Source organism: Methylobacterium sp. J-088, from assembly GCF_022829295.1.
Taxonomy (GTDB): domain Bacteria; phylum Pseudomonadota; class Alphaproteobacteria; order Rhizobiales; family Beijerinckiaceae; genus Methylobacterium.
Genome location: NZ_JAKSYH010000207.1, coordinates 23,264 through 43,275, shown reverse-complemented (window position 1 = coordinate 43,275; position 20,012 = coordinate 23,264). Strand labels below are relative to the sequence as shown.

The 20,012-nt window shown below is 66.9% G+C and carries 18 protein-coding genes; 8 read left to right on the top strand and 10 right to left on the bottom strand.

Annotated features, from left to right (window positions below):
* Window positions 1-1,551 precede the first annotated feature (1,551 nt).
* Window positions 1,552-1,782 carry a hypothetical protein gene (locus MKK63_RS23015; RefSeq protein ID WP_244005953.1) on the top strand — a complete coding sequence of 77 codons (231 nt, stop codon included), beginning with the start codon at window positions 1,552-1,554 and terminating at the stop codon, window positions 1,780-1,782.
* A gap of 280 nt (window positions 1,783-2,062) precedes the next feature.
* On the opposite strand, the gene MKK63_RS23010 is transcribed toward MKK63_RS23015, so the two are convergent.
* The 3 genes from MKK63_RS23010 to MKK63_RS23000 all read right to left on the bottom strand — a co-directional run bounded on the left by MKK63_RS23010 (window position 2,063) and on the right by MKK63_RS23000 (window position 7,176).
* Window positions 2,063-3,247, bottom strand: a complete 1,185-nt coding sequence (locus MKK63_RS23010) for a flagellin (protein ID WP_244005952.1) — start codon at window positions 3,245-3,247, stop codon at window positions 2,063-2,065.
* Window positions 3,248-3,550: 303 nt separating this feature from the next.
* Window positions 3,551-4,756, bottom strand: coding sequence for a hypothetical protein (locus tag MKK63_RS23005; protein WP_244005951.1), 1,206 nt, complete (start codon window positions 4,754-4,756; stop codon window positions 3,551-3,553).
* A 101-nt stretch (window positions 4,757-4,857) separates the two neighbouring features.
* Window positions 4,858-7,176: a Tex family protein gene (locus tag MKK63_RS23000; protein WP_244005950.1), complete on the bottom strand. Its 2,319-nt coding sequence runs from the start codon at window positions 7,174-7,176 to the stop codon at window positions 4,858-4,860.
* Between the two features lie 392 nt (window positions 7,177-7,568).
* On the opposite strand from MKK63_RS23000, the gene MKK63_RS22995 reads away from it, so the two are divergent.
* Complete coding sequence (locus tag MKK63_RS22995) at window positions 7,569-7,769, top strand: hypothetical protein (protein WP_244005949.1); 201 nt, start codon at window positions 7,569-7,571, stop codon at window positions 7,767-7,769.
* 14 nt (window positions 7,770-7,783) lie between these two features.
* On the opposite strand, the gene MKK63_RS22990 is transcribed toward MKK63_RS22995, so the two are convergent.
* From MKK63_RS22990 to MKK63_RS22980, 3 genes are all read right to left on the bottom strand, one after another.
* Entirely contained in the window at window positions 7,784-7,942 is a 159-nt protein-coding gene (locus MKK63_RS22990; RefSeq protein ID WP_244005948.1) for a hypothetical protein, read from the bottom strand.
* 148 nt (window positions 7,943-8,090) lie between these two features.
* A complete protein-coding gene (gene mdoH / locus MKK63_RS22985; RefSeq protein ID WP_244005947.1) occupies window positions 8,091-10,247 on the bottom strand; it encodes a glucans biosynthesis glucosyltransferase MdoH in 2,157 nt (718 codons plus the stop codon).
* A gap of 51 nt (window positions 10,248-10,298) precedes the next feature.
* Window positions 10,299-11,867 (bottom strand): glucan biosynthesis protein D, encoded by a 1,569-nt coding sequence (locus tag MKK63_RS22980; RefSeq protein ID WP_244005946.1) that lies wholly within the window; start codon window positions 11,865-11,867, stop codon window positions 10,299-10,301.
* Between the two features lie 255 nt (window positions 11,868-12,122).
* Here MKK63_RS22980 and MKK63_RS22975 point away from each other — a divergent pair, with 255 nt between their 5' ends.
* From MKK63_RS22975 to MKK63_RS22965, 3 genes are all read left to right on the top strand, one after another.
* Window positions 12,123-12,716: an HPF/RaiA family ribosome-associated protein gene (locus tag MKK63_RS22975; RefSeq protein WP_244005945.1), complete on the top strand. Its 594-nt coding sequence runs from the start codon at window positions 12,123-12,125 to the stop codon at window positions 12,714-12,716.
* Between the two features lie 141 nt (window positions 12,717-12,857).
* A complete protein-coding gene (ptsN, locus tag MKK63_RS22970) occupies window positions 12,858-13,325 on the top strand; it encodes a PTS IIA-like nitrogen regulatory protein PtsN (RefSeq protein ID WP_244005944.1) in 468 nt (155 codons plus the stop codon).
* On the top strand, window positions 13,325-13,657 hold the full coding sequence (locus MKK63_RS22965; RefSeq protein WP_244005943.1) for a hypothetical protein: 333 nt from the start codon (window positions 13,325-13,327) through the stop codon (window positions 13,655-13,657). The genes ptsN and MKK63_RS22965 overlap by 1 nt, the downstream gene beginning before the upstream one ends.
* A 30-nt stretch (window positions 13,658-13,687) precedes the next feature.
* On the opposite strand, the gene MKK63_RS22960 is transcribed toward MKK63_RS22965, so the two are convergent.
* The 3 genes from MKK63_RS22960 to ftsE all read right to left on the bottom strand — a co-directional run bounded on the left by MKK63_RS22960 (window position 13,688) and on the right by ftsE (window position 16,268).
* A complete protein-coding gene (locus MKK63_RS22960; protein ID WP_244005942.1) occupies window positions 13,688-14,470 on the bottom strand; it encodes a YdcF family protein in 783 nt (260 codons plus the stop codon).
* Window positions 14,471-14,610: 140 nt separating this feature from the next.
* Complete coding sequence (locus MKK63_RS22955; protein ID WP_244005941.1) at window positions 14,611-15,579, bottom strand: cell division protein FtsX; 969 nt, start codon at window positions 15,577-15,579, stop codon at window positions 14,611-14,613.
* Window positions 15,576-16,268, bottom strand: a complete 693-nt coding sequence (gene ftsE, locus MKK63_RS22950; protein ID WP_244005940.1) for a cell division ATP-binding protein FtsE — start codon at window positions 16,266-16,268, stop codon at window positions 15,576-15,578. Before ftsE ends, MKK63_RS22955 begins: the two co-directional genes overlap by 4 nt.
* Before the next feature lie 172 nt (window positions 16,269-16,440).
* Between ftsE and MKK63_RS22945 the strand changes: the two genes are divergently transcribed.
* The 3 genes from MKK63_RS22945 to MKK63_RS22935 all read left to right on the top strand — a co-directional run bounded on the left by MKK63_RS22945 (window position 16,441) and on the right by MKK63_RS22935 (window position 18,823).
* Window positions 16,441-17,202, top strand: coding sequence for a zinc-ribbon domain-containing protein (locus MKK63_RS22945; RefSeq protein ID WP_409564546.1), 762 nt, complete (start codon window positions 16,441-16,443; stop codon window positions 17,200-17,202).
* A gap of 520 nt (window positions 17,203-17,722) precedes the next feature.
* The gene (locus MKK63_RS22940; protein ID WP_244005939.1) at window positions 17,723-18,499 is read left to right on the top strand and encodes an AraC family transcriptional regulator; all 777 of its coding nucleotides are present in this window, start codon (window positions 17,723-17,725) and stop codon (window positions 18,497-18,499) included.
* Entirely contained in the window at window positions 18,500-18,823 is a 324-nt protein-coding gene (locus MKK63_RS22935) for a helix-turn-helix domain-containing protein (RefSeq protein WP_279574815.1), read from the top strand.
* Here the strand turns inward: MKK63_RS22935 and MKK63_RS22930 are convergent.
* Window positions 18,790-19,959 (bottom strand): glycosyltransferase, encoded by a 1,170-nt coding sequence (locus MKK63_RS22930; protein WP_244005937.1) that lies wholly within the window; start codon window positions 19,957-19,959, stop codon window positions 18,790-18,792. The two genes, MKK63_RS22935 and MKK63_RS22930, sit on opposite strands and share 34 nt — an antisense overlap.
* Window positions 19,960-20,012 lie beyond the last annotated feature (53 nt).

Below are 20,012 nucleotides of genomic sequence, written 5' to 3'. Positions count from 1 at the left end.
CGTAGTGAACCCACTAGGCAGTCCATCACAGCACGATCCCACAACCGCTATCCTACAGCTTACCCTCACTTCGTACTGCCCAACGGGCACGCCCACCATGGGCCTCGAAGGCATTCCGCGACATAACAAAGGGCAGCGAGGGAAAACCTAGTCTCGCACCGGCCGCGAGGCATTACCCTGCCATTTCCTCGAATCACCGCAAAGCCCAGCACCCCTCGGGCCCAGTCGATGCCCAACACGCCGCCCAGCCTTGTGAGTCGTGTCCCGTGCCGATCGGTATCGCGCCGGATCGAAGGTCACGCCGTGCAGTTACGGATGTCATCACGCTGGCGGCCGGAAGCGTTGGCTTGTGCCCGGGTTGACGCGCGGCCGCATCTCCACGCCCGTGTCTGCGCCCGCGTTGTGAGTCATCGTGCGGGCAATCGAGGTGATTCCATCGATCCGTGCGCCGAAGCCGTCATACTCGAAAGAGGCGTTAGCTGCCGTTTCAGTCAGGCCATGCTGCAAAAGCTAGCGTCTGTTATTTTATGGTCGTGATCGCGCCCGAGCGATCATCGGTAAATTCAATCAAGCTCCATTATCCATTTCAGCAAGTGATTTTTCGATCATAGATACTTGGCAATGGTGGCATTCCCGTTGAGTAGCTTACTCGCGCCATGCGACAAGCCCTCGAATTCGTGGCGGTTACCCTCGATCAGCTGCCTACTGCAGCTCTCGAGCGCGTCCCTGTCGTTCAGCCCAATGCTCCGGGGAGTCGGACTGTATCCGATGACGATCGGCACGGTCCCGCCCCCATTGCCAGACATGGACAAGGGCCGGGTCCGACCGCCGGGTGGGGCACCCATCAGGCGCCCAGACGCCGTTGTGCGACCCTCGGAGTAGGAGAAATTGGCTCTCCCTGTTCCGACACGTCACGAAGTGCCGCGACCATGATACCGGTCTGTGCGTCGAGTTCACGGCGGTGCCGGTCGTGTCGAAGAGCTCGCCACGCCAGGAAGCATCCGACCAGAACCGTTGCCGAACTCGCGGCCAGGGACGCGCCGATGGCTGCGGCCCACGCCCCGAGAGGAAAAAGGGCAATCGCAGCGAGGAACCCAGTGCCGAGTGCGACAGCCAACAGGACGATCATCACAGCCTCGCCCGACCCAATTGGAACTGCTTCTGCAACAGCCTCCATGTGACTACGCCGGCGCGGTTAATCGAGGGTCAACATTGAGTTTCCATTTCTATAATTCGCCAATCCATTTTTCTCACCGATCACAGCGTCGGGGATTACTGAGCTTGTGGATTTGAACGCGACGCGGCTACGCAGATCGTCGCTGCGGAACTGAGCCGGAAGCTTGCGTCGGCTCCCGCGTCCGGTGGAGCGCGACGGCGTTTGAATCGTTCGTATGACAGGCTACGATCATTGGATAGGAGCGTGCCATTAGGCTGCCGAAAACTGAATTGACTTAGTAAGAATCCGTCATATCTAGTACGCATCGATCACTTGTCGGTATGCGCTACAGGGTATATCGTTCGGCGATGGCCGAAGCGGGTACAGAGGCTGACATGGCCGTCGAGGACTCCTCCGCCAGGCGCTTGGTTGAGATTGCGGCACTCCTGGGTTGCCCCGTTGACAGCTTCTACGCACCTGGCGAAGACGCGTTCGGTGTCGGCATGACCTGCGAGTTGTTGAGCCTCTGGAGTACAATCCGTCACCCGGAGGTGCGTCAACGCATCCTCGAGGTCTTGCGGCACGAGACAGAGCGTGACGTCGTTGCGCCTGAGGCCGCCGAGTAGCCGGCCCTCGACTGGACCGGTGGCCGAAGCCGCAAAATTTCCGAGATGTGACCGGCGAGGTCCATGGATCGGTCTGATTCCGGAATGGCAAATTGCGTCGATGCGGGTTCGGCTTGGTCGCTGCGATCCCTGAGGCCTGACATCGCTCGGCCGAGGCCGCGGCTTGATCCTGCGTGTCCGTTGGTGAGGAACGTCGGTCGAAACGGGGTCGGGCAGGACCCAAACGAAAAGGCCGGCCGGGCATGACCCCGGCCGGCCTCTATCTTGATCGAGAGCTATCTTAGCGCAGGAGCTGCAGGACGCCCTGCTGCGCGGAGTTCGCCAACGAGAGCGCCGAGATACCCATCGACTGACGGGTCGACAGCGCCTGCGAGTTGGCGGCCTCCTCGTTGAGATCGGCGTTGGTGAGGTTCGCCGAGCCTGTGCCGAGGATGTTGATCAGCTGCTTGGTGAAGTCCTGACGGTTCTGCACCACGGTCAGGTTGGAGCCGAAGGTGCCGGACTGAGCGCGCAGCGTCGAAGAGGCGCTGTCGAGCTTGGTCAGGACGGCGGTGATATCCGAGTCCGCCTGGAAGTTGGAGTTGGCGCCTGACGTGGCGACAGCTGTCAGGTTGAGCCCGGACGACGAGAAATCGACACCCTGGACCTGAAGGTTCGACTTTCCGTTCTCATTGAACTGGATCTTGAGCTGGTTCGAGCCGCCGCCGCCGAGCAGGTTGACACCGTTGTAGCTCGCATCCGAGGCCAACTGGTCGATCTGCGTCAGCAGGTTGTTGAACTGCGTGGCGAGGCTGGTACGGGTGGCGTCGCCCGAAGCCGGCGTGCCGGCCGTTCCGGTGATGCCGGACGCGAAGCCGATCTTCGCACCGTTCGTCGCGTCGAACGTGACCGCATTCGTGGACGAAGCCGCCACGATCTTGAGTCCCGAAGCATCCGCGGAGAAGGCGTTCGTGCCGGCGGCGGTGTTGAGGGCGCTGATGGCCGCCGTCACGTCGCTGGCGGTCGTGGCGCCGCTGGTACCGGTGCCGGCTGCGAGCGTCGCGTTCTTGGTGACACCGTCGACGGTGAAGCTCACAGCGGTCGTGCCGCTGGTCGCAGCCGTATAGGTTCCACCCGTGGTGGAGGTCGTTGACCCGGAAACAGCCGCGGTCGCGTAGTTCTTGCTGGCCAGCGCCTGGTTCGCGAGCGACTTCGCGCTGTCGATCAGCTTCTGGATGCTGGTGATGCCCTGGTTGGCGGCCTGGATGACCTGCACGCCGTTGCTGACGCCGTTGAGCAGGTTGTTCAGGTCGTTGGACCGGTTGTCGAGGCTCTGAGCGGTGAAGAAGCTCAGCGGATCGTCGAGGGCCGAGTTGACCTTCTTGCCGGTGGACAGGCGGTTCTGGGTGGTCGCGGTCAGGGCCGCCGTATCCTGCAGCGAGAGCAGGTTCTGACGCGTGGCGGCCGACAGGGTGATGGAGGACATCGATTGATCTTTCTGATTAAGTGCCACCCGTTTCTCGGGTGCCTCAGTAATGCCGCCGCAGAAGTTTCTTTCGCGTTAAAGGGTGGCGGCGTTTGCAAGTAAGCGAGACGATCCTTAATTTTCTCTGCGTATCTCGATTCAGATTCTCTGTAATCGCAATTGGTCACCGATGCCCTTGGTATTCGTAAGCTACTTAATCTTCAAAATTACGAGTAATGTCATTTATATATTTTGATTTAGATGTAATATCGAAAAAAATACATTTCACCGCAATCGGACACGTGAACGTAGCTATCTCTACCCTCACGCCTCGTTCGGGCCGGGTGAACTGCCCGTGCGCCGACTCGAGCCCGCAGCCCTGGTTTCGACGGCGCGCTGGAAGGCGGCGAAGACCCTGTGCATCTGCGGCCGTTTGTAGGGATAGAGTTCCACCGGATCCATGTCGTGAATGACCATGCCGGTGTCGGCTTCGAAGACGAGCAACCGGTTATCGCGGCTCTCGGCGCAATCCAGGATCAGATAGTCGAGCCCGGTCCGACGATGGATCTCTTTGAAAGCCGTCCGGTGACGCGGCACGAACAGATCGTCGAACTCCGACATCGCCGCGGCCTCGGCGCTGCGCTTGGCGGCATCAGCATTCATGCCCGCATTCAGATAATGGATCATCCAATGATCCCGAATCGCCATGTGGCAGAGGAACGGGACACCATCGATGAGGACGATCCTGAGCTTCCGGTACAGCCCATCCGGCCCGCTGTAATCGCAGAATTGCGTGATGTAGTACGTCGCCGCATCGGTGTTGCGGGCATACGCTTCAAGATCCTCGCTGCGATCGATCTTTTGCAGGGCATTGCCGGCATGGGTATCGATCGGCCGGATGAGCATCGGGAAGCTGAGATGTGCCGGCGGCTGGTTGGCCCCTGCAGCGATGTCCGCGCCCGTCGTACGGACGACGCGCGGGATCAGGAGGCCCTCCACCCCATCGAGCGCCTCAGCCAGCCCGTGCCGGGATGTCTTGAGCACGTGGCGCGGATGGTTGACCACCGGGCGGTCCCAGTGCGCTGCCGCCATGGCCAAGGCTTCGAGCACAGGCTCGTTCGCCGTGGAATAGGCGACGCCGACGACGCACACGTCGTGATCGGGTAGCGGTGCTGGAACCGCCTCCCCAGGAAGAACGAACAGGTATTCGAGCCGGAAACTCGGGTGGTCCAACAGGAAATCGACCGGCGTGTTGGCCATGAGGTCGCCCGCCGTGACGATGACCAGAACGCGCGTTTTCGCGTCGGACCCATTCGCTTGAAGCTGGAAATGACGGCAGCTCTGCAGGACCTCGTTCTGGAGCTGCAAGGCAGGCTCAAAGCGATGCATCAGCAACAGGATGGTCGACAGATCGAGGGCGGTACCGGCCTTGAGGGTACTGCTTCCGGCCTGGGTCAGGATCGCGTCGGCCCGGGCGGCCATATCGGCCCCCTCGAAAGCCGCTCGGATGAGGCGCGCGGGCCCGATCATCGGGCTGGGATCGGCTTCGTAGGTCGCTGGCGATGACATCTGATCACTCCCGCCGAGGGCCTGCCGGTCTCGGCCGTTTCACGTGCGTCGTGAATATCCGGTCAGCGCCGTCGCGTGGATGAGGCCGCCCGGCGGAGCGCATCCGCCAGCGGGCCGCTCGGCGTGGCCTCCGGCGACGCGCGCGGGCGCGCCGGCCGCGGTTCGGATCGTGCGTCTGCCATGGGTCGCGCCGGAGCCTGCGTCTCCACGGGATCGTCGAGACGCATCGACAGCGCGATCCGCTTGCGGGGGACATCGACGCCGAGGACAAGGACGCGGATCACCTCGCCGATGCGCACCACCTCGGTGGGCGATGCAATCCGGCGGCGCGCCATCGCCGAGATGTGGACGAGGCCGTCCTGATGGACGCCGATATCCACGAAGGCGCCGAACGCAGCCACATTGGTGACGACGCCTTCCAATTGCATCCCCGGCCGCAGGTCGCCGATCGTCTCGACACCCTCCTCGAAGCGCGCGGTCTTGAATCCGGGGCGCGGATCGCGGCCCGGCTTCTCCAGCTCGGTCATGATATCGCGCACGGTCGGCAGGCCGAAACGTGCGTCGACGAAGCTCTCGGGATCGAGCTTGGCGAGGGCTGCCGTGTTGCCGAGCAGGACGTGGATGTCACTCTTCGTCGCCTGCAGGATCCGCCGCACCACCGGATAGGCCTCCGGGTGGACGCCGGACGCGTCGAGCGGGTCGTCGCCCGCGCGGATCCGCAGGAAGCCCGCGGCCAGCTCGAAGGTCTTCGGACCGAGCCCTGGCACGGTCTTCAGGGCGGCCCGCGAGCGGAACGGGCCATGCGTGTCCCGATGCGTGACAATCCTCTCGGCCAGGGTCGATCCGAGGCCAGACACCTGCGCCAGCAGGGCCGGGGAGGCCGTGTTCACATCGACGCCGACCGCGTTCACGGCATCTTCCACCACCGCCGACAGGGAGCGCGACAGTTTCGCCTCGCTCACATCGTGCTGGTACTGACCGACCCCGATGGATTTCGGATCGATCTTCACCAGCTCGGCAAGGGGGTCTTGCAGGCGCCGGGCGATCGAAGCCGCGCCGCGATGGGACACGTCGAGATCGGGCAATTCACGCGACGCGATCTCGGAGGCCGAGTAGACCGACGCGCCAGCCTCCGAAACCGTGACCTTGACGAGCTTCAGGTCGGCGTTCTCGGCGACGATCTCGGCGGCCAGCCGCTCGGTCTCGCGGGATGCGGTGCCGTTGCCGATGGCGAGCAGTTCGACGCCGTGAAGACGGCAGAGCCGCCCGAGTGCGGCCACAGCCTCGCGCCAGCGGCGTTGCGGCTCGTGCGGGTAGGTGGTCTCGACCGCGACGATCCGGCCGGTCCGGTCCGCGACCGCGACCTTCACGCCGTTGCGATAGCCCGGATCGAGCCCCATCGTGGGCCGACCGCCGGCCGGTGCGGCCAGGATCAAGTCCCTGAGGTTGCCGGCAAAAACCTTGACCGCCTCATTCTCTGCGCGTTCGAACAACCGGGTGCGCATGTCCTGCTTGATCCCGGTGCGGATCTTGGTGCGCCAAGCGGTTCGTACGGTTTCGAGGAGCCATGCGTCGCCCGGACGTCCGGCCGCCGCGACACCGAAACGCCGGCAGATCGCTGTCTCGAACGGGCCGGGAATCCCAGGCGGGGAGTCTTCGCCGTCCGCCGCGTAGACGAGGTCCAGGATTTCCTCGCGCTCGCCGCGGAAGATCGCCAGGATGCGGTGCGACGGCATCCGATCCAGCCGCTCGTTCCACGCGAAATAGTCCGAGAATTTCGCCCCCTCGTTCGCCTTGCCCTTGCGGACTTTGGAGATGAGCTGGCCGCTGCGCCAGTAATCCGTCCGCAGGCGGCCGATCAGGTCGGCATCCTCGGAGAAGTTCTCGATCAGGATCGCCCGGGCGCCCTCCAGCGCCGCCACCACGTCGGCCACGCCGCGCTCGGCGGACACGTAAGCCGCCGCTGCTGCTTCGGGATCGTGATCGGGGTGCTTCAAGATCGCCTGGGCCAGCGGTTCGAGACCGGCCTCGCGGGCAGTCTGAGCCTTGGTGCGGCGCTTCGGGCGGAAGGGCAGGTACAGGTCTTCGAGGCGCGCCTTCGTGTCGGCCGCCGCCAGGGCTGCGGCCAGGGACGGGTTCATCCGGCCCTGCGCCTCGATGCTCGCCACGATCGCCCGGCGGCGGTCGTTCAGGTCGCGCAGATACGACAGGCGTTCCTCCAGCTTGCGCAGCTGCGTATCGTCGAGCCCGCCTGTATTCTCCTTGCGGTAGCGCGCGATGAAGGGAACGGTCGCCCCGCCGTCGAGCAGCGCCACCGTGGCTGCCACCTGCGCTTCGGCGACGCCGAGTTCCTCGGCGATGAGCGCGGTCACGGCTTTCATGCGGTCTCCGATCGGCAGGGTGACGGTTGGGTGAGATGCGCCTGGCCTGCCAAGCCGCCGGAAACGTGGCGTCCGGTCGGCGAAGTGATCGGCCACAGCTGGATCCGCCCCGAAACGGGAATGATCCAGAGGTTCAATCTGTGGACAAGACCCAGATAGCCGGGCCAAGGCAATGAGCGTATCTGCGTCACCGGAAACCCGCAACCATCTCGCGAAAAGCGCCACAAGCCAAGCCTATCAAATCTTGCGAATGCTTTGCCGCCTCAGTCTATCGGCTGCATCGCCTGTCGCACCGCATGCGCGGATCTTGACGGCAGACTGTGCGTGTCATCCCGATGTCATAGCCGAATGCAATCCTTTTCCCGCCGCATGCTCCGAAAGGCAGGCGCCTCGTGCAGTTCGTGATCCGCGAGAACAATCGGTCCCTGTGGTCCTGGGTGCTCGTGAACGAGACAGCCGAGACGGTCACCGAGTCGCGCCGGAGCTTTCCATCGCGGGCGCAGGCGACTGCTGCCGCCCTGGCGTTCTCGCAGCTCGTTGCCCGGGCCGGGCGCACCTTGTCGGGTGGTCCGCGTCAGGTCGGATTTTTTTGATCGAAGCCGGTCTGTCAGGTCCGGTGACGGACCATACCGATCAGGCTGAGGCATGCGATCGCGCAGCCCACGCCCATGGCGCCGAGGCAGCTGATGGTGCGGACAGGTTCACCCCGCGCCAGCACGATGGCGACCGTCAGCGGCAGGAGCAGGAAACCGATCAGCAGAATCATGGCGCGTTCCGGTCGACGGGAGCGATGGACCGGGGTGAATCTACCGGCTGAACGGTTAATTGCGCCGGAACGGCTGGACCGCGCGTGACGATCCTGGGCACCGGATCGCCGCGCGGTCCACGACGCAGGGACTTGCCGGGCCGTCCGGTCAAGCGAGACGGACCAATCGTTCGATCAGGGCTGGATCGTGCAGCAGCGCCATGCGCTCCCGCGGCGTCAGCCAAGCCTGCGCCTCCGCGACCGTCTCGGCTTCGCCGATCTTGGCGGCGGCGAGGGTTCGGTCGGGGTCGATCGCGCCGCGGGGCCGATGCGAACCGCGCGGCAGCATGTCGGCATGCGTCTCGGCCAGGTTCGGGTTGGCGTGGAGCACGGCGAGGGAATCGGCCTCGTCGAACCCGGCTTCCACGTTGCGGGCCGCCAGAACGGCGGCACGGCTTGCGATTGCAGGGGGCGCGACCTCTTCCGGTGTCGCGAGCAGCCGCCGGCGTTTGAGCGCCAGTCCCAGGCCGAGTTGGCCGCTCGCCCAGGAGATCGGGATGGCCAGCACCAGACCCACGATCGTGGGGCTCATCCAGAGGAACAGCGAGGTAGCGATGGCGAAGGCCGAGATGCCCGCCACGACACCGAGCAGCGTGTGCCACGTGTGCCGTCCGACGATGTCGCGCAGCGGAATCGAGCCATCGTCGCGGCGCTGCGGGTTCCAGCCCGTGTCGCGCCCGAGCAGGATGCTCATGACGGAGCCGGATTGGACCACCATCGCCACCGGCGCCACCAGGGCTGAAAGCAGGATCTCGACCAAGCTGGAGAGGACGAGCCGCCCGCCGCCGCCGCAGGCCTGCCGAACCGATCGGTCGAGCAGGGCGAGGATCAGGCCCAGAAATTTCGGCGCCAGCAGCACCGCCATGGTCAGGCCGAACAGCTGGAGCGCGCGGACCGGGTCGAAGCGCGGAAAGACCGGCGAGAACCCGGCACCGCCGAAATAGTCCGGCCGCTCCGTGGCGGTCTGGAGGACCAGCAGGATACCCACCACCAGTTGCAGCAGCCACAGGGGCGAGGCGAGATAGCCGGCGATCCCGGTGGCGAAGTGCTGGCGGGTGGCCGGATGCAGGCCTGCGGCGCGGATCACCCGGGCGTGCTGGAGGTTGCCCTGGGCCCAGCGCCGGTCACGGACAGCCACGTCGATCAGGGACGGCGGGCTCTCTTCGTAGGAGCCCTCCAGGCGGTGCAGCATGTAGACCGCCCAGCCGGCCCGGCGGATCAAAGCGGCCTCCACGAAGTCGTGGGACAGGATATGGCCGCCGAAGGGGGGCTTGCCCGGCAGATCCGGCAAACCGCAGGATTCCGCGAAGGCGCGGGTCCGGATGATGGCGTTGTGGCCCCAATAATTACCGTCCCGACCGGACCATGCGGAGAGGCCCGCGGCGATCACCGGGCCGTAGATCCGCGCCGCGAATTGCTGAAGCCGGGCGAACAGCGTGTTGCGGTTGATGATCAGCGGCAGCGTCTGGATGATGCCGGCATCCGGGTCCGCCTCCATGGCGGCGGCGAGCGCCACGATCGCCGGGCCGCTCATCAGGCTGTCGGCGTCGAGCACGAGCATGTGGTCGTAGCGGCCGCCCCAGCGGGTGACGAAATCGCCGATATTGCCGGCCTTGCGGTGATGGTTCTTGGGCCGGTGGCGGTAGTAGAGGCGGGCGTCCGGGCCGAGGCGGTGGCGCAGGTCGAGGAAGGCGCGCTCCTCGGCGATCCAGGCATCGGCCTGCGTCGAATCGGACAGCACGAACCAGTCGAAATGCCGCCCGAGGCCGGTCGCTTCCACGGCCTCCCGCATCGCCTCGACGCCAGCGAAGGTGCGGGCCGTGGCCTCGTTATAGACCGGCATCAGGATTGCGGTCCGGGTCGTCAGCGCCGCCGGGTTCGTCGGCGACGGTCGTTCGCGGCGCAGCAGCATCGCGAAGCCCAGCAGCCCGCTGGTGAAGGCCAGCGCAATCCACGAGAACGTCAGGCAGAACAGGACGACGAGGGCGAGCTGGAGCGCGGTCGGGCTGCCGGAGACCGACACGGTCTCGACCATCTGCCAGCCGCCGTAAGCCGTGAGCGCCAGTGCGCCGCCGAACACCCAGAGCCGCGCAAGCCAGGGGTTGCGTCGCTGATGCGCGGGTCGGTGGGCGGCTGTAGCATCCCAGCGCGACAGGTTCTGGACCGGCATCGCCAGCGGTGCCTCAGGTGGCAGCACGGGTCCGATCTCCGGCGTCGCCGCACCGGACGCGGATACCGGCTGGAGCGCGGGCTGAGGCAGGGTCATCGTCTCGTCCAATCGCACGGCGGAGGCTGATCCTCGTTCAGTGAGCGGGGTTTAGGGTGTCCAGCGATAGAGCCAGGTCTCGCTGGTCCGGGCTTGTCCGCGCCGAAGGGCGAGGCGCAACTCACTGGCCCTCTCGCTACCCGGATCGAGCTCGAACACGATCCGCAGGGTCTTGCGACCGGCGTAGCGGTACTGGTCCTGCCGGGTGATCGTTCCGGCCGAGGCACTGAGATCGACGTCGATGTCCCCAGGCTCGAACAACGCGTCGCCCTGAAAGTCGACGGCGAACAGGCGTCGGTTGCCGGTGCTGCCGTGTCCGCAGCGGCTGTCGCTGACCCGCGCGATCTCGGGCGGCAACGGATCGGGCCAGCCCTTGGACCAATGCTGGCGGCAGAGGAAGCGCATCTCCCCGCCCTTGGCGAGCTTCGCCTTGGGACGCCAGTAGGCGAAGACGTTTTCGTTGAGTTCGGAATCGCTCGGGATCTCGAGGAGCGTGACGGCGCCCTCGTTCCAGTCGTCCAGCGGTTCCAGCCAGAGGGACGGCCGCTGTTCCCAATGCCGCCGGTCGTCATCGAAATCGGTATACGCGCGGGCGCGCTGCATCAGGCCGAAGCCCTTGGGCCCGCGATCCACGAAGGCCGAGATCTGCAGGGTTTCGGGGTTGTGCACCGGGCGCCAGAGCGGCTCACCGTAGCCGTTATGGATCGCCAGGCCTTCAACCGAGAACGCGGCGGCGCGCAGGTCGTCGACGTGGCGGCGGTCGAGCGGCCCGAACAGGTAGCTGCCCTGCATGCCGCCGAGCCCGATATGGTCTAGATCGGCCCGTGCGAAGACCGTGCCGTCGATCCCCGCCACCGAGGCCTCCCGGCCGGGTGTGAGCGTGAGCTTGAAGGCCGCCGTGGCGGATTCGGACTCGGCGAGCGCGTGGATCACGATCGGCTGCCCCGGGGCGGGTGTCTCGATGAACAGGGCGCGGAACAGCGGGAATTCCTCGCCGCGGGCATCTGCCGGCCGGAGGGCCAGCGCCCGGGCGTTGATCCCGAAATCCTGCCCCTCCGCCACGAGGCGAAAGAACGATCCGCCCTGGAACAGGGCGAAATCCGACAGTGCGCCCCCGTCAGCGAAGCGTGCCCGCAGCCGGAAACCCGAGAATGCGGCGTCGTCCGCGAGGTCCGGCAAGTCGAAGCCCGGAGCCCGGAACGAGGCCTTGTCGTAGGAAACCGGCCGTACGAGGCCGTTCTCGACGAGGAACAGCGCGACCGGCGTGTCGTAGATCGAGCCGCGCAGCAACGGTTCGAGGCTGTATCCGATATCCTGCCCCGCCCAGATCCCGCGCCCCTCGGCTGGCCGGATCACCTCGTAGGCGTCCCGCGACAGGGTCTTGAGCGATGCCGGCAGATCGCCGGATTTGGGGCCGACGTAAGCCACCCTGGAGCGGGCGCGGGCCAGATCGGTCAGCGTATTCGCCTCGAACGCCGCGCCCGCGCGGGGGAGATCCGGCATCGTCTCGGGATCGGCCGCCAGCGTCGGGCCGGGCAGCGAGCCTGCGGCCGCGCCGAGGGCGGTCGCCAGCACGACGCGGCGGCTCAGGGTTACGGGCTGGCGAGCGTATCTCGTCATGCGGTCGTCGGTCTCTCGTGTCTCACGCCGTCCCCGGCTGTGCAGGCTTCGGGGCGGATCCCAGACGAACGGAAGGCGCCGGAGCGATGTCCGCGCCCGGCGCCGTACGGTCGGGACCCGCTTAGCATCGGTCTCTATACGGACATTCCGGCTGAACCCAGGGTTAAGCGCGCGATCGAACCATGAGCCGCTCCGTTGACTTAACCCGAGCCGGCTCTCTAATTCGGTCACCTGCATCGAAACGGGGGAGGCAGCATGGGGTCGTTGCGCGTCACAGGCCACGGCGTGGATCTCGGAGAGAGTCTGCGCGGCCGCGTCGAGGAACGCATGGCTGCGATACAGGCCAAGTACCTCGACTCGCACATGAGCGACGCCTGCACCGGCCACGTCACCCTGAGGCGGGATGGCACCGCCTTCCGGACCGATTGCGTGCTGCATCTCACGTCCGGCCTGACCATCGAGGCGAACGGCTTCGCGCACGAAGCACGATCCAGCTTCGAGCAGACGGCGGAGCGGCTCGAGACCCGGCTGCGCCGCTACAAGCACAAGCTCAAGCAGCACGCCACCGGGCCGAGCGACGATCTGGCCGTCGAGGCGGCCTACGCGGTTCTCGCCGCTCCGGAAGAGGACGACGACGAGCCGGCTGAAGGGGATGCGCATCCCCCGATCGTCGCCGAGAGCACCCGAACGCTGCAGCGCCGCACGATCGGCGAGGCGGTCACGGCCCTCGATCTCACCGGCTCGCCGGTGGTCGTGTTCGTCCACGCTGGCACCGGGCGCATCAACGTCGTATATCGGCGCAGCGACGGCGCGATCGGCTGGGTGGACCCGCCCAACGCCGTCGACTGACGCGGCGGTCGGGAGGAACGGAGCCGGAACCGGCTTGTTTCCCGGTAGATTGGTGAGCGGGAGCACGGCCGAGCTGGCCGTCGATGCTCCCGCGACGAGGCCCGTTCCCCACCGGACGGGCGACGGGGCAACGGTCGTTCGATGCCAGTTCTGGAATTCCTCGACCCTGAGTCGGTCGTGCAGTCGCTGCGCGCGCGGGCCAAGAAGCAGGTGCTTCAAGACCTCGCCGCCCAGGCTGCGCGTCGTCTGCCAGCCCTCGGCGAGCGTCCCATCTTCGACACGCTGTTGCAGCGGGAGCGGTTGGGATCGACCGGCATTGGAGACGGCGTGGCGATCCCCCACGGCAAGCTGCCGGGGCTGGACCGGCTGTTCGGGCTGTTCGCGCGGTTCGACCGACCGGTGGATTTCGACGCGTTGGACGGTCAGCCGGTCGACATCGCGTTTCTGCTGCTGGCGCCGGAGGGGGCCGGGGCCGATCACCTGAAGGCTTTGGCACAGGTTGCGCGCGTCCTTCGAGAGCCCGGGATGCTGGCCCACATTCGGGCCGCCCGGGACGCGGGCGCACTCTACGCCCTGCTGACCCGCTCCACGGCGCCGCAGGCCGCCTGATGTCCGATTCTCGAATCGCAGCTGCGGGCCTGCTGCTGGCTGCGGGAGTGATGGCCGGTCCCGCCCTGGCGCAGGGCGAGTCCACCTGCGCGCGCGATCTCCTGGTGGCGCAGTCGATGCAGCGGCAGGCAGTCGATCAGCTGGAGCAGGCGGACGGCGAGGAGGCCAAGAACTGCCGCATCTGGCGGCGCCACGTCGAAACGATGCGCCGGGTCGCGGGGGTCTACGGACGCTGCCTGTCCGGCTCGGAGCGCGGCGAGCGCCTGGCCCAGGTTCAGGGCTCGGACCGGGAATTCTCGGCGGCCATCAAGGCCCGCTGTCACGGCCCATAGGGCGGCGTCGCATCGCGACCCCGGGATACGTCAGTCCAGGGTGCGGGCGGCAAGCGGCTCGGCCACCATCTTCACGGGCTTGCCGCGTCCGATCAGGATCGCTGCTTGGGAGCGTTCGGGATCGTCCTCGAACCGGGTCCGGACCCAGCTCGCCAGGAACTTCACGTACTCGGAGGCGACCAGCCGCGCGGCCGGCGGGCTCTGCCACCAGCGGTCGGCATCGAACGCTTCCGTGACGACCGGGTGCGGCAGGACGCGATCGCTATCCTGCAGCGCGTGGACCAGTTCGATCAGCGTCCGCGGCATGTGGTAGTTCGAGGTGACCACCGCTACGGTGCTGAACCGGTGCGCCCGCATCCAGCGGCGGGTCTCGATCGCGTTCCCGATGGTGTTGCGGGCGCGGTAATCGAGATCCACGCAGCATGCGATCAGCGCGCGCTGGGTCGGGTTCAGCCGGGCGATCTCGTCACGGCTGGTGCGTTCGTTGACCCCCGTGATGAGCAGGCGCCGCCCGTAACCGCCGGCCAACAGGTCGATGGCGTCGCCGATGCGTTGCGCGCCACCGGTGAGGGCCACGATGCCGTCGGCCCGATCGGACGGGGTTCGCTCCTGGCGGGCGAGGGCGCCGACGAAGATCAGGAAGCCGGCCACCAGGGCCGCCGTCGCGAGGCCCGCTCCGAGACCGAACACCTGCCACAGGATGGAGCCGCGATGGCGCGGCAGCGCGGGGCAGGCCGCCCGGTGCGGGAGGCTCCATTCGTGCCAGGACCAGCCGACGGTGTCGGTCTGGTGCGGATCCGATGCGCGCAGCATACGCGTGGTCATCCTCCGAAGGATCGGCTTCGATTACGGCGGCCCGGAGGCAGTCCGGAAGCCAACAACCACACCGCGACGATTAAGTTTCCGGTTCGTAAACGTCTGGCGCAGACCCCCGGTATCCACGCCGCCGCCGGTCAGGCGAGGAACCGGCGGACCGTGATGCGTGAGACCACGCCCGTGACGAGCGAGGCGATCACACCGATGAGGACGACGCTGGCATAGCCGCGCAGCCCGATCTGGAAGGCCCCGAACAGGGCTTCGACCTCCTGTCCCGCCGGCCCGGACCGCGCGGCCCGGGCAAGCAGTCCCAAGATCACGAAGGCCAGGATGGCGCAGCCCGCGCCGATGGCGCCGCCGCGCAGCCCGAGGCCGAAGAACCGCCGCTGGAACGCCTTGGCGATGTAGTCGTCGTCGGCGCCCACGAAGTGCAGCACCTCGACCACCTCGCGGTTGCTCGCCATGGCGCCCCGCGTGGCGAAGGTGACGGCAAGGCCTGTGGCCACCAGCACGAGAATCACGAGCCCGATCCCGATCCCCACGAACGCGCCGGCCGCGGTCGACAGCCGCTGGAGCCAGAGCGCGTGGTCGTCGAGGCTCGCGACGCCGGGCAGCGCCTCGAGCAGCCGTGCCCGCAGCCGCTTCAGGTCGGAGCCCCGTCCCCGGTCGAGCTTGAGGGCGATCAGCCGCGGCACCGGCAGGTCCGAGAGATCGAGCCCGCTGCCGAGCCAGGGTTCCAGCAGCCGCTCGGCCTCGGCCTTTGAGAAGACCCGCGTCTCGGCAATGCCCGGCTCCGCCTTGGCGATTCCGGCAGCTCGGGCCAGATCGGCATCGACGTCGCGGCCGGGGCTTGGGCGGATCTGGATCGTGACTTCCTGGGCCACGTCCCCTTGCCACTGGGCGGCGTTGGCCGCCACCATCTCGGCGGCGCCGGCGCAGAGCCCCGCCAGGAAGGTCAGGATGGCAATGACCGCCGCCAGGGATCGTCCGGCCGCGGTATCGGTCGGCACCAAAGCTGCGTTGCGGCGCAGTTGCGCCGGCACGGGCGGGGAGGGCGCGCCGGCGGCAGGCTCGGGCCGCGCGCGTGGGATGGCTTGGGTGCTCATTCCTCGATCCGCAGCCGGCCTTCGCCCAGCACCATGCGCCGGGCGTCGACGGCATCCATGATGCCGAAATCGTGGGTGGCGATGACGACCGAGGTCCCGAGCTTGTTCAGTTCCAGGAACAGTCGCAGCAAACGCCGGCCGAGACCCGGATCGACGTTGCCGGTGGGTTCGTCGGCGAGCAGCAGGTCGGGCCGGGCAATCAGCGCCCGGGCGATGGCGGCACGTTGCTTCTCGCCACCCGACAGCAGCGGCGGCAGGGCATGCATTCGCTCGCCGAGTCCGACCCAACGCAGCAATTCGACCACCTCGGCCCGGTAACTCGCCTCCGTCCGTCCCTGGACGCGCAGCGGCAGCGCCACGTTCTCGTAGGTGGTGAGATGGTCGAGCAGGCGGAAATCCTGGAACACCACGCCCATCCGGCGCCGCAGCCCGGTCAGCGCCTTGGCCGAAATGCCGCTTACCTCTTCGCCAAAGATCGAGACCAGCCCCCGCGTCGGCCGCGCGGAGAGCAGGATCAGCCGCAGCAGCGTCGTCTTGCCGGCGCCTGACGGTCCGGTGAGGAACTGGAACGAGCGCGGGGCGATGCGGAAGCTCACATCCGACAGCACCTCCGGCCCGAGGCCGTAGCGCATGCCGACATTCTCGAACTGCACCACCGGCCGCTCCGCGCCGGGCAGCAGGCTTCTCATGCTCGCCTGTGAATTCAACGCCGTCCCGTGTCTCGCCGATCCCGATCCCGGCATCGCCGGACCGGCGGGCGTTTTCAAGGCCTTCCGGATTTCACGGCCGCTTAACCCTGTTCAGCGACACTTTCTCAATCGAATTCACTGTCCGGCCCCGGTTCGGCCGATCGATGCGAGTATGGTGCGTATGCTGATCGTCTGCCCGAGCTGCGCGAGCGCATACGAGATTGAGGCCGGCAAGGTTGGCATGGAGGGCCGTTCGGTCCGCTGCGCAGCCTGCCGTGAGACGTGGTTCATCTCGCCGGCCGATGTTCTGGCCGGGCACGAAGCCGAACTGGCGGCGGAGACGGATCCCGTCGCCGATTCGGCCTGGAAGGAGGCGACCGCCGCGGTCCGGGAGGCCGCCGATCTTCCGATCCCCGTGGCCCGCGCAAGCGCATCGAAGAGTCCGACGGCCCGCGGCCGGGGAATTGGCCTCACCCCGGCCCTCGCTTTCGGGCTGACGCTGCTGGCGGCCCTGCCGCTCGTTTGTCTGGCGCGCGCGAGCGTGGTGCGCGCGGTACCGCAAACCGCAGCCTTGTTCGCCCGAATCGGCCTTCCGGTAAACCTGCGCGGCATCGCGATCCGCGATGTCATGGCCTACAGCAATCCGGGCGAGGACGGCCGGTCGGCCGAGCTCGTCGTCGAGGGCGATCTGATGGGCGTCGCGGCATCGGACGTACCGGTCGCGCCGCTCAGCGCCGAAATCCTCGACGCGGCAGGTCGCGTGCTCCGGACGTTTCCGGTCGCGGCACCGCGGGCGGTACTCGGTCACGCCGAGGCCGCGCGCTTCCGCGGCTCGCTGACGAGTCCCCCCGTCGAAGGGCGCGCCATCGTAGTGCGATTCGCTCAGACAGATTCTTCGCGGGCGGCGGCCCGGATCGCATCCGGCCACGACTAGCCGGCCTCCTGCCGAAAGAAAATCCGATCCCGATTGCGCGAAGGCTTCGCGATTCAGGTGGAGAGCCACGCGCAATGCTGGAGTGCCCGGCCACGGCTCGCGGCGCCGCACTGTTAAGATACGCCGCGACCGGTTCGACCAGACGAACGAACGATCGAGCACGATCGAGCCGCGTTGATGGCCGATCGAATTGAGCGGCTGCGAATCCAACGCCATTCAAAAACGTTCAGGGCGCAACCGATCGTCTGAGGCGATGAAAGATCCGCTCAAACGACATCGGGCTCAAGAGCGCGCAACCAACGTATAGTCGCATCGTTTTTGCGAGAAGCGACTGCGAAAGGTTGCGCAATCTCTCTTTTCTGGATCGCTGATGCTAAATTGTCGCGATTCGGATAGCAGTCTCAGCGAGTGCTTGTGAACGAGAACCGTTGATCAGATAGTTTCACAATTCCATGTTGTGCTCAATAGATACTAAACTCTTCGAATTTGGGATCTTGGCAACTCAAGGTTTTTAGAACCATTGCTGCGCAATTGCGTCCAAGGGCTAGGCCTGAAAAGCTGTCCCCGCCGGCGCTTCGGCAAAAAATCGCGCGTCGTCGGCCGAGGGAAGCGAGGCTGGTCGGCTGTGAGTGGCACAAGTACGGTCGCAGTCTTCTTCGGCACGACGGAGTCGGTCGAAGAGAAACGAGCCTTCGACTACTGGCGCAGCACGGTCATGTCGACCGTCGACCTGCAGCAGCTCGATCTGGACAGACCGTTCTCGGCCAGCCGCATGATCGCGCAGTCGCCGCACGGTGGCATCATTCACACGATCAGTCGGCCCTACAGCCTCGAACGAACGCCCGCTCACATCCGCCGGGATGGCCGCGACGAGGTCGGCGTCATGGTGGTGCGCAAGGGGCGCGGCTATCTCGAGAACGACCGCAACGGAACTCTGCTGGGCGTCGGCGACATCGCGTTTCAGACCTGGAGTAAACCCGGTTCGGGAGGCGGATTGACGGATTTCGACGAGATTCGCCTCCTGATTCCCCGTGAGACGTTTCAATCTCAGATCGGCAATCTCAGGGAGCTTGCCGGGAGCAAGATCCCCGCGGGGCCGCTGAACGAGCTGTTCTCCGCCTATCTTCGCAGCTTCGCGGTTTCGGTCCACACCATGTCGGAGGCAGAGACCGCCATCGCCATCGAAGGTGCGCTCCATCTGCTGCGCGGCATCGTCGATGGGCACAACCCAGACGCGGAACAGGACATCTCGGCGCACGCCCTGCGCTCGCTGGCCTTGGCGCGGATCGAGCGGTGACTGCACGATCCCGCGTTCGGGTCGGCGAACCTCGTCGCCGACCTTCGCGTGTCTCGCAGCCGCCTCTACGCAGCCTTCGCGGGCGGCGAGGGGATCGCGGCCACGATCCGCAACGCGCGGCTCGACCGCGCGCACGAGCGGATCCTTCGGGCGCCCAAGATGGGGTTCAGGATCGGGTCGATCATGGCGAGTTGCGGTCTGACCGATCCGGCCGCGTTCAGCCGTGCCTTCCGGCAGCGCTTCGGTCTCTCGCCCCGGGACCTGCTCGCTCAGGGCGTTGGCCGGTTCGATCAGGAGCGTCCCCGTTCCGCGTCGATAATGTGACGCTCAGGCAGGGCCGCTGTGAACCGGTGCAGCGATTTTGCGAGAGCCGAATACAGGCGGATCGTGGCGACGCCCATGCGGGCGATGCGGATCTCCCGCGGCAACTGGCGCGGGCCTATGGGGCGGTAGGCGAGGCGGGCGCTCGCGCGCTCGGCCTCTGCCACGGCCTGACCGAGGGGAAGGGCCGCGATCCGGCTGGCCTCTGCCGGCCCGATCCCAAGCCGTCGCGCCCAGGCCTGATCCCGCGCAAGCCGCCCACTTCCGTGCTCATGCCGGAATCGCCGCCGCCAGACGTAGCGGCGCACGGCGTGGACAAACGATTCCATCCGGGCGTCGCAAAGGGCGTCCGGCTCCTCGCACCGCGCGCGAATCGTATCGGCTACCCCGCCGGGCGCCCGCCCGGCGAGGCGGGCCGAAATGGTCACGCAGACATCGGTGGCGTGGCGCACCCGCAGGCCGTTCTCGATCAAACGGGCGATGAAGGCGCCGTCTTCACCTAGGGGGATCTCCGGCATGCCCCCCACCGCATGGTAGGCGGCACGGGTCACCGCCAGCGTCGCGCCGATCGCAGTCCGATGGCACGGCCAGGGGTCGTGCGGATCGGGATCGATCCGCGCCTCCGCTTCGGTGATCAGCGCATCATAGCGATCCTCGAGCCGGCCGCGGGCCGGCAGGGACGGCGGCAACAGCGCCGCCTCGGCCTCATCGAGCTCGACGCGGCCTGCGACCGCATCCGCTCCCACCCGGATGGCCGCCCAATTGCGCGCGACCCAGTCCGGCGGCACGCGGCTGTCCGCATCGGTCGACAGGATGATCCCGCCACCGCCGGTGTCTCCGAGCCAGTCCGCTGCGGCATCCATGGCGCGGCGCCGGGCCCAGCCGGCATGCGCGTCCGCGAACGACTCGGTCAGCACGCGGACCGGGATCGACAGGGTCGGCGCCGTCGCGGCGACGATCTGCTCGGTCCGGTCCGTGCAATTGTTGAGGAACAGGACGAGCCCGAGACGTCCGGGCTCGAGGCCGACCTGCGCGTCGATGGCCTGCAGGCAGGCCGCGATGCGCTCCTCCTCGTTACGGACCGGTATCGCGATGATCGCATCCGGGATCGGGGCGGCTGGGGGAGGAACGCGCGACACCGAATCGTCTCCGTCGGGCCCCGACGAAGCAGTCGGGCTCCGTGGCGCTCTAC